We start from the raw sequence: 10,177 nt of genomic DNA, 5'->3' as shown, positions 1-10,177 counted from the left end.
TGGTTAGGTAGTGCCGACTTTAGTCGGCTGAGGTCGCCGACACCCCCCCCGGATGCCGACTAAAGTCGGCACTACGACTTTCCTCCGCGCTGCCGCCGTGTCGCCAAGAGGCGGGCCATGCGCTCTTCTGCCGAGACAGGGCTTGACGTTGGCTCTGTTGCCTCTTGCGCTGTCGTTGGTGGTGGGCTTGGTGGTGGAGCGGGTGCGGAGGTGGCGTTGCCTGCCGACGGGCGGCGGGTGCGTTCGCGGGCGGCATGGAGCCGTTGTAGCAATGGTTCGGGCTGCTCAGGCTGGCTTCTTTTACGCCTATGCCACGCGGGCAGAAGTTCGCGGGGGCGCAGGAAGAGCCGCCGTAGCGCAATGTCCAATGGCAGCAGCACCAAACAGAGCCAGAGCAGCGGCATAGCAATGTCACGTACCCGGCCCACCTGCTGCCCCGCACTGGCAAAGAGGCTCGCGGCGGGCGGGTTGATGCGCCCTCCAGTGAGTGCCGCTAGATCGCTGAGCAGCGCCTCGCCCGAGACGATGGGGCGGTATTCGGGTGAATAGCTGACCACAAGGCCGCCACTCACACTACCAAAGGCTGTGCCGGTTTCATCAAAGGCGAGAATCTGCGCCAAGTAGGCTCCAGGATTGGCGGCGGGGGCCACGGCACGGTAGCGCCCAAGAGCCACGGCGCGAAACTCAAGCTCAAGCGCCCGCTCCGCTGGATCAAGGAGGCGGCCATGCAACGCCGCAGCACGACTTGGCCGCCCATCGCTGTCAAAGACCATCAGATCAAGCAGGGCATCGGGGCCATCGCTACGCAACTCAAGGCTCAAGCGCCCGGCTGCAGGGGGCGCGAGCAGCGCATCGGCGAGCCCCGCAGCAAAGGCGCCAAAGCCGGGCCAGGTGAGCCAATCGCGTGCCCATTGGCCCTTCAGATCGCTTGTCCAGGCCAGACTACGCCCCAAGCCTACCTGCCAGAGCGCCAAGATCGGTGCCCCATCAGGGGCGCTCAACAGCGTGCGCGCCGTTGCACGCGCCTCGCTCACATTGTAGCCATAGAGCGGCGGCAATGGCCCAAGACCACGCAGCGGCGGCGCATCGAGCAGCAGCAAAGGAAAGAAGGGCTCCTCCACCAGATCGCGTCCGGCAATGCGTACCGTCTCGTTCAAAAAGATGGACGGCACCGCTTGAGCATCGGTCACACGGTAGAAACTCCCCCCACCCCGCTCCGCCAGCCGTTCCAAGCTCTGATTGGTATGGGTACCAATCGAAATAAAACTCACCGTCGTATTATCGGCACGCATTGCCTCAACCAGATCGGCATAGTTACTATTATCAATCCCATCGGTCAGCAGAATGAGATGCTTGATGCGCGCATCACTTGCAGCCAACGCCTGAGCACCCAATTCGATCCCAGCGCGAATGTTGGTACCCCCACCAAGACTAATCCGCCCAATAAAATCCTCAAGTGTAAAGAGATCGGGGAGTGGCTGGATGGGCATGATCGTCTGGGCAAATTCATCAAAGACAAAGATGCCGATCTGGTCAATCTGGGCGAGGCCACGGGCGGCCAAAAAGACCGCCTCTTTGGCCAGATCGAGCCGATTTTGCCCGGCGCTCACCATTTCCGCCATACTGCCACTGCGGTCAATCACGAGGGCCAAGGCCACATCGGGGCGCTGCTCATCGGCAGGCGGATCGAGTTCAACCGGCAGCAACTCAGCCACAGGCGTGCGCCGCCATGCGCCCGCGCCAAAAGACTCAGCGCCGCCAATCATTGCCAAACCGCCGCCCAGATCGCGCACATAGGTCGCTAAGGCGCGTTGGGTTACCATCGGCATGCGGGTCGCGGGCAGATCAACGAGGATCACCCCATCATACTGCCGCAGCATGACGGCATCACGCGGCACCTGGTCGGGCGGCACGCTCTGCACACGCAACTCCGCCGCCTCAAGTGCGCCCAACAGTGGCGCGGCGCGTTCAGGCTCACTGGCAACCAAGAGAATGCGTGGCGGCCCCTCAACCTGAGTAAAGGCAGAGGCTTGATTATTGAGCGGCTGGGTATCAAAGGGGGCCGCCACGCGGGCGCTAAAGCGCCGAAAGCCCGCCTCACCAGCAGGCAGACTGAAACTAAAGCTCGTAGCGCCACGTTCCACCTGCAACTCCTCAGTCGCCACCAGTTCACCATCGGCAAAGACTTCAAGCTGTGCCACACCCGCCATGCTACTCTCAAGCTGCACCCGCAGCGGAATCTGTTGGCCCTCGCGGGCACTTGCCGGGGCCTCAAGGCTGGCCAGCACCAGATCGGGGCCATGTTCAGCAGCGAGGGGCACCACCTCAATGGGCACGCCGCGTAGCGCCAAAAGCCGTGCCATCTCACGGGCACGCCCTTGGTTCTCTTCGCCATCAGAGAGCAGCACCACCCGCTTTTGGGCATCAGCGGGCAACAGCGCCAAACCCAACTGAAGCGCCTCGGCAATATCGGTGCGACTACCGCTGACCAGTGAAGTCAGGCGCGTCACTGGAGTGGGCGGCCCAGCGGCCCGTTCCACCGCAGGGCGCTCGCCAAAGACCACGAGAGCCGCACGGTCGCTGGGGTCTGCTGCGGCCAACGCCTCATTCACATATGCCAGCGCCTGTTCACGTTGTGCAGGCGCAAACGAATCGCTGCCATCGAGCAAAAAGACTACCGCTGTCTCGTCCACTGCCCGCACCAACTGCGCCCCCGCCAGCGCCAACACCAGCGCCACCAGCATAGTTGAGCGCAACGCCAACAGCAACAGATAGCGCCGCCGCCCCAAGCGCCACACATAGTGCTCACGCAGAGCCCAAGCCAAGAGCCAGAAGAGCGGCACTAGCAAGAGCAACAGCAACACTAGGGGATAGATGAAGGATAGGGAGAGCATAGCGGGGGAACCGGAGAACAGAGAACTGGGGAACAGAGAACTGGGGAACAGAGAACTGGGGAACAGAACGTATCGTAGCATGACTGTAGCATTACTTGGGTTCGCATGGCAACTTCTTGACAGACAAGAAAACTTGAGCTATACTACCGCTATCGTATAGCGGTATCGTGTAAGGTAATCCCTATGGCGCGCGACGATTTTCGATACCAAGTGGTACAATTGAATCACTTACACCAGTTACCCTTGAGCATGCCGCATGATCAAGAACGCTCACGCCCATTGGGACGCCATGTTTGGCAATCTACAATCTACAATCGTACATGGTATTGGCGCGACTACTTGGGGCACCTCAACCCCTTAGCTACAGCATTATCGTATGGTTAAGCCAACAGACTGAAACGTAGTAGCTATGCCTTGGACGCACAAGCGGGAGTTTGCGTGATGGCGTCACGCTTTGATCACTCCGTTGCGCCGGTGTTGCGTGTTGCCGCGCTGGAGGCGCGTATTGCCGCGCTGGAGCATGATCTGGCCTATCTCCGCACCTTGAGTGAAGATCTGGTGCGTAGTCAGGCTGTGGCTAGACTGGCTACGGTGGAGTCCCACCTAGAGGCGGTTTTATCCGCAACGAGCCAAGCTTATATTCTGGTTGATACCGAGTTGCGGCTGCTACAATGGAACCACATTGCTGAAGCTGAGATCATGAAGCGCACTGGGCTGATCTTGCGCGCCGGGCGTCCGGTTGGCGACTATATGATCGCTGAGGCGAAAGCCACCCGCTTCGCAATGATGCAGCGTGCCCTTGCCGGTGAGTCTATCCATACCGAAATGAACCTTGGTACTCCGAATGTACCGCTCTGGATTGCGGTGAGTTATGTGCCCATCCGCCAGGCTTGTGGATCAATTGGTGGCGTCTGTATGGCTTGGCTCGATGTCAGTGCCCGCTACCAGACCGAAGCGGAACTCCGCACCTCCAGCGACCAACTCCAGCACCTCTCGCGCCGCCTGGTTGAGGCCCACGAGCGCGAACGACGCCACATAGCCCGCGAACTGCACGATGAGGTTGGGCAGGTCTTGACCGGCCTGAAGCTCTCGTTGGCTGCCGCAACGCTCAATGCGCCGCCCGAGCTTGCTGCCCCCCTCAACGAGGCTCAAGGTTCGCTCACCGAGTTGATGGGGCGCGTGCGCGACCTTTCACTCGACTTGCGCCCGGCGCTACTCGACGACATGGGCCTTCTGCCCGCCTTGGGCTGGTTCCTCGAACGCTACATCCCACGCACGGGAATCCAGATCGATCTGCGCCACTACGGTCTCAACCGACGCTTTACTTCCGAAGTGGAGACGGTTGCCTATCGTATTATCCAGGAAGCATTGACCAACGTCGCCCGCCACGCTGAAGTTCAAGCCGCCACAGTACGTCTCATTGCTAACGATCAGCGGCTGATGCTGCGCGTAGACGATATGGGCCAAGGTTTTGATCTGGAAGAAGTACGTACCAACAAATACACCGGCGGCTTAAGCGGCATGCAGGAGCGCGTACAACTGATTGGCGGCACGATCACCATCGAAGCCGCACTTGGCATGGGTACCCATATTATTGCGGAGTTGCCGTTGGGTGAGTGATACCATTGTAGATTGTAGATTGCCGAACATGGCGTCCCAATGGGCATTAGCGTTCTTGATAATGCGGTATGTTCAAGGGTAATTGGGATTGAGGTGGGTAGGGTTTGTTTCTAAAAGAAACAAATATTCTGTAACATATTGATTACGCTGAACAAGATTGCGACTTGCTCTATAGGTGTTATACTGTGATTCCAGTATGGTAAGAACACCAAATTTTCGTAAATCAGCTATGAACTCATCTTTTTGTACAAAGCCCTCACTATTATAAGATATAAGGAAATACTTCGTTTTGATCTTACTGATAATGGAAAGCAGTGCTTGCTTGGCCAATTGCGGTTTATTGAAAGGACTTCTCGTCCAGTTATTCGGGATGCCGCTCACGTTGCTATATGAAACAGGCCGCTCATAGGTCGCAATGAGATTAAGCATGAAATAATTCGATCCGTATGGATGCTGGTTGTACGGTGGATCTATATAAACAAGATCGAAACTATCAAGCCAATGGTCACCAAATTGAACAGCATCTTCTTGGGTAACGTGAACATGACACTCAAATTGAGATAAAACAGGCAGATCTATTTGTATCTCGCCTAAAATACGGGTCAGTGCGTGTGAGCCTTCGCCACCAAATGCCCCTAGACCTTGTCTGTTTTTGTAAAAACCCTTGAAGACACCTCCCGTATTATTGTGGATAGAGGCTTTCACGATAAGAGATGCCAGAAAGAAGTGTTGAAGGTGGACGGGGATGTTGCTAATATGCTGTCTTGCCGTATCAATATACTCCGCATTTCTTCTTGTATAAAAGACTCGCTCGCCGGGTGCTATATTTGAGTCATCAAGCGGAGCATACAACTCTGCAATAAATCCTCTTCGCCAATCGTTCGCGATAGCTCGCTTAAGCCAGTCACTATAATAACGAAGCTGCTCCCAGTCCACGTCGCTTCTGTTGGTAAGATAGCAAGCGTTGACAACGTTTGCGTATAGCTCTAGATCATTCGCAATAATGCGCTCAGCATGAGCTTTCATAAATCTTGAAACGACACCACTTCCTGAAAAGAGATCTACAAAAATCAACTTTTCTTTTCCTAATCTCTCTTTTACTAATGTTACGCCTTCGTTAATGAAAGGAAGTAGTCCTCTTTTATTGCCAATACAGGTAATTAATTCACGTTGTAGATACTTTGGATCTTCTTCTTGGGACATGGGTAGGGCAGGTTGCATCGTAGTTTCTCGGAAAGGATACAGAGAATAGGAAATAGGGCTGAGGCTTCAGAACGCCTTGGATGTCTCAAGACTGTAACGTACCCTCAAACTATTTCTTTATGATAAACTATGAATTTAAAATCTGCAAAGCACTTGATGTTCTGAATGAGATCATGCCAATTACCGTTGAACATGTCCCATACACAAGAACGCTACAACTCATTGGGACGCCATGTTCGGCAATCTGAAATCTGCAATCTGCAATCGTAAATGGTATAAAAACTGTGGTATCATACCCATAACGCATCGCGTAATCGCCCTAATGTTTACGATATGGTCAAGGAGGACCTTATGCACCACCGGATCAAGCGTGTTGCTGTGATTGGCGCTGGAACTATGGGTGCGGCCATTGCTGGCCTCGTTGCAGGCACTGGTCGGCCTGTTGTGTTGCTCGATGTGCCTCCTGCTACGCTGACGCCCGAGGAAGAGGCGCAGGGCTTGACGTTGCAACATCCTGCGGTGCGGCGGCGCATCGTGCAGGCTGGTTTTGAGCGCATGCGTACTGCGCGTCCAGCGAACCTCTTGCATGCTCAGAGTGCGGATTTGATTACGCTTGGTACGACGGAGGATGATTTTGAGCTGCTGGCCGATTGTGATTGGATCGTTGAGGTGATTATTGAGCAGCTTGGCCCGAAGCAGGCGCTGATGGAGCGGATTGAGCGTGTGCGTAAGCCGGGTGCGTTTGTGACGACCAATACCTCCGGGATTCCGATTGCGCTTATTGCTGAAGGGCGTAGCCCTGAGTTTAAGGCGCACTTTTTTGGAGCGCACTTTTTTAATCCGCCTCGCTATTTGAAGCTTCTGGAACTTATTCCCGGTGCTGAAAGCGATCCCGCGCTGGTGGCTGAGTTCCGCCGCTTTGCGGAAGATGCGCTCGGCAAGGGTGTGGTGCTCTGTAAGGATCGCCCCAATTTTGTGGGCAATCGCATCTTCTGCTACGCTGGCCAGGTGTTGCTCAATGCCGCTATGCAGCAGGGCTATCGCATCGAAGAGGTTGATGCGCTCACGGGCGCGCTGCTGGGTCGCCCTAATACCGCCACCTTCCGCCTGCTCGATCAGGTTGGTGTGGATGTGATGCACTATATTACGCTCAATCTCTATGATGCCATCCCCGACGATGAGAGCCGAGGGGTCTATAGGGAGAGCGATCTGCTAACCCAGATGACCAATGCGGGGTTGTTGGGCAAGAAGGTCGGTCAGGGTTTCTATAAGGAGTTTAAGGAGGGCGGTAAGCGTGAGTTTCGGCCTCTCGATCTGCAGACGTTGACCCATGCGCCGCTGCAAGGCACCGCAGCGGTTGATGAATTCATCGCAGCGGCCAAGCAGATCAAGGATCTGCCCGAACGCCTGCGCTTTATGCTGCGTCGTGCCGCTGAACAGCCCGATGATCGCGCCGCTACGATTGTCAGCCTGGCCCTGTTGCCCATGATGGCCTATGCCGCCCGCCGCCTGCCCGAGATTGCCGATAGTGTCGCCGATGTAGACAATGCTGTGCGTTGGGGGTTTGCCCATCAGCTTGGCCCCTTCCAGATCTGGGATGCGCTCGGCGTGGCTGAAGGGGCCGACCTGATGCGCTCGCAGGGGCTGGCGGTGCCCGCATGGGTGGATGATCTGATCGCCAAGGGTGATGCCGGTTTCTATAAAGCTGGCGCTGCCTACAATGTGACTACCGGCCAGTATGTGGCCCGCGAACGCGATCCCCGTGAGCTTGATCTTGCCGCACTCAAAGCGGCGGGCAAGCTTGTACAAGGCAATAAGGGGGCTAGTCTGGTTGACCTGGGCGACGGCGTGCTCTGCCTTGAACTCCATTCTAAGGCCAACACCATTGGTGGCCCGGTGATCGAGATGCTGCTCGCTGCGGTGGAGGAGCTGAAACAGGATCGCTGGGTGGGCCTCGTGGTGGGCAATCAGGGGCCACGCTTCTCGGCGGGGGCCGATCTGAACGACTTTGGCGCGGCGGTGGAAGCGGGCGCATGGGACGACCTCACTGAACTGGTTGGGCTCGTGCAACATGCCTATCTCAAGCTACGCTTCAGCCCTAAGCCGGTGGTCACTGCGCCCTTCGGCCAAACCCTGGGCGGCGGCACCGAACTGGCTATTACCGGCACGGCTTCTGTGGCGGCTGCCGAGACCTACATCGGCCTGCCGGAGTTTGCGGTGGGGCTGCTGCCCGCCTGGGGCGGCTGCAAAGAGCTCAACCGGCGCATCATTGGTGCAGCGGCGCGCAACAACGGCGACACGCTCAAAGCCTTCCAACAGGTCTTCGAGACCATCGCGCTGGTCAAGATCGCCACGAGTGCCCTCGAAGCCAAAGACTTAGGCTTTTTGCGCCCCAGTGATACCGTTGTTTTCAACCAAGACTACCTGTTGGGCGAAGCGAAGCGCGAAGTGTTGCGTCTCGCCAGTTCGGGCTACCAACCCCCGGCGACCGAGCGCAACTGCTACGCACTGGGGCGCGATGGGCTTGCGGCTGCACGCATCGCCATCCACCAGATGCGTCAGGGCGGCTACGCCACCGAGTACGACGCGGTGATTGCCGAAAAGATCGCCTACGTCCTCTGCGGCGGCGAACTGAGCAGCCCCCAGTGGGTAGATGAGTCCTACATCATGCGCCTCGAACTGGAGACCATCGTCAGTCTGTTGCGTGACGAGCGCACCATGGCGCGTGCCAAGCACATGTTGGAACACGGCAAGCCGTTGCGTAACTAGGGGAAGATGTAGCGAGGATTGAACCACAGAGGCACCGAGGACACAGAGTAGGGTGGGATATTATCCATACGAAGCGATCTTTTCTCCTGTTCTCCTGTTCTCCTGTTCTCCTGTTCTCCTGTTCTCCTGTTCTCCTGTTCCCCTGTTCCCCTGTTCCCCTATTCTTCTTCATATCAAGGATATACCATGACACACGAAGCTGTGATTGTCTCTGGGGCGCGCACCGCTGTTGGTAAAGCGCCCAAAGGAAGTCTACGTACTGTGCGCCCCGATGAGTTGGCGGCGGCGGTGATCAAGGCGGCATTGGAGCGGGTACCCGGCTTGGATGCGCACGAAGTGGAAGATGTGCTGCTGGGCTGCGCTATGCCCGAAGCTGAACAGGGGCTCAATCTGGCACGCATTGCGGCCCAACGGGCCGGGCTGCCCGACAGTGTCTGTGGCATGACCATCAACCGCTTCTGCGCCTCTGGCTTGCAGACGATTGCCAGTGCGGCCCAACAGATCATCGCGGGACAGGCCGAGGTCATCATTGCTGGTGGGGCCGAGAGCATGAGCATGGTGCCCATGGGGGGCCACAAATTCGCCCCCAACCCCCATCTAGCCATGCATGATCCGGCGGTCTACATGGGCATGGGCCTCACCGCCGAGCAGGTGGCACGCGAGCATAAGATCAGCCGTGAAGACCAGGATGCCTTTGCGTTGCGTTCGCACCAGAATGCGCTCCGGGCCCAAGCGGAGGGCGCATTTGAGGCTGGGATTGTGCCTCTTAGCTTTGAGGTGACCGAACTGCTTGAGGGCCAGGCCCAGCGCCAGACGCGCAGCTTGAGCCACGACGAAGGGCCACGCGCCGACACATCGCTCGAGGCGTTAGGGCGGCTCAAGCCCGCCTTCGCCATGAAGGGCAGCGTCACAGCGGGCAACAGCTCGCAGATGAGCGACGGGGCGGCGGCTGTTGTCGTGATGAGCCGGGCCAAAGCCGAGGCGCTTGGTCTGAAACCAAAGGCACGCTTCATCAGCTTCGCGGTAGGCGGCGTCGCCCCGGAGGTCATGGGCATCGGGCCGGTCGTTGCCATCCCCAAGGCGCTCAAGCTCGCCGGGCTCAGCGTGAGCGACATAGACCTGATCGAACTGAACGAAGCCTTTGCGGCCCAAGCGTTAGCTGTCGTGCGCGCATTGGGCCTTGACCTTGCCAAAGTCAACGTCAACGGTGGAGCGATAGCGCTGGGCCACCCCTTGGGCTGCACGGGAGCCAAACTGACCGTGCAACTGCTCGACGAACTCGAGCGGCGCGGCGGGCGCTACGGGCTGGTAAGCATGTGCATTGGCGGAGGCATGGGGGCAGCGGGCATCTTTGAACGCTTGGGGTAGTACGATTGGAGATTGGAGATTGGAGATTGGAGATTGGAGATTGCCGCGCCACCGCGACGCTGGCTCCCCACATATTTTGGTCACCCCCCAATCTTTTGTTAGCGCGAAAAAGTCCTGGGCCGCGCCGCTTGGCTTCGACAGGCTCAGCCAGCGGCGCGTTGGATACCAACCCAAGGCTTCTTCGCGCTAACAATCTTTTTTGTTGCTGTTTGGCGGCGAAGCCGCCAAACAGCAACAAAAAAGTGGGTTTGGGGCGTAGCCCCAACGACGTTGACGTAACCCTTGTTATTGCTTCTTTCTTTGCATGGCAAACTATTTCATGC

General features: G+C 57.4%; 6 protein-coding genes. 4 read left to right on the top strand and 2 right to left on the bottom strand.

Annotated features, from left to right (window positions below; all coding sequences use genetic code 11):
• Nucleotides 1-71: 71 nt before the first annotated feature.
• Nucleotides 72-2,894: a VWA domain-containing protein gene (locus tag CJ255_RS04730; RefSeq protein WP_097642942.1), complete on the bottom strand. Its 2,823-nt coding sequence runs from the start codon at nt 2,892-2,894 to the stop codon at nt 72-74.
• Between the two features lie 183 nt (nt 2,895-3,077).
• On the opposite strand from CJ255_RS04730, the gene CJ255_RS04725 reads away from it, so the two are divergent.
• Together CJ255_RS04725 and CJ255_RS04720 are read left to right on the top strand one after the other, a co-directional pair.
• Nucleotides 3,078-3,278, top strand: coding sequence for a hypothetical protein (locus tag CJ255_RS04725; protein ID WP_097642941.1), 201 nt, complete (start codon nt 3,078-3,080; stop codon nt 3,276-3,278).
• Nucleotides 3,279-3,335: 57 nt separating this feature from the next.
• On the top strand, nt 3,336-4,514 hold the full coding sequence (locus tag CJ255_RS04720; RefSeq protein ID WP_097642940.1) for a PAS domain-containing sensor histidine kinase: 1,179 nt from the start codon (nt 3,336-3,338) through the stop codon (nt 4,512-4,514).
• A gap of 72 nt (nt 4,515-4,586) precedes the next feature.
• Here the strand turns inward: CJ255_RS04720 and CJ255_RS04715 are convergent, their stop codons facing one another.
• The gene (locus CJ255_RS04715; RefSeq protein ID WP_097642939.1) at nt 4,587-5,717 is read right to left on the bottom strand and encodes a DNA adenine methylase; all 1,131 of its coding nucleotides are present in this window, start codon (nt 5,715-5,717) and stop codon (nt 4,587-4,589) included.
• Between the two features lie 351 nt (nt 5,718-6,068).
• Here CJ255_RS04715 and CJ255_RS04710 point away from each other — a divergent pair, with 351 nt between their 5' ends.
• Together CJ255_RS04710 and CJ255_RS04705 are read left to right on the top strand one after the other, a co-directional pair.
• Entirely contained in the window at nt 6,069-8,486 is a 2,418-nt protein-coding gene (locus CJ255_RS04710) for a 3-hydroxyacyl-CoA dehydrogenase/enoyl-CoA hydratase family protein (RefSeq protein ID WP_097642938.1), read from the top strand.
• A gap of 186 nt (nt 8,487-8,672) precedes the next feature.
• Entirely contained in the window at nt 8,673-9,854 is a 1,182-nt protein-coding gene (locus CJ255_RS04705; protein WP_097642937.1) for an acetyl-CoA C-acyltransferase, read from the top strand.
• The last annotated feature ends 323 nt before the right edge of the window (nt 9,855-10,177 follow it).

Origin of the sequence: Candidatus Viridilinea mediisalina (genome assembly GCF_002532535.1) — a bacterium.
Lineage (GTDB): Bacteria > Chloroflexota > Chloroflexia > Chloroflexales > Chloroflexaceae > Viridilinea > Viridilinea mediisalina.
The sequence above is the reverse complement of the archived record's forward strand: the minus strand, read 5'-3'. Positions and strand labels throughout refer to the sequence as shown.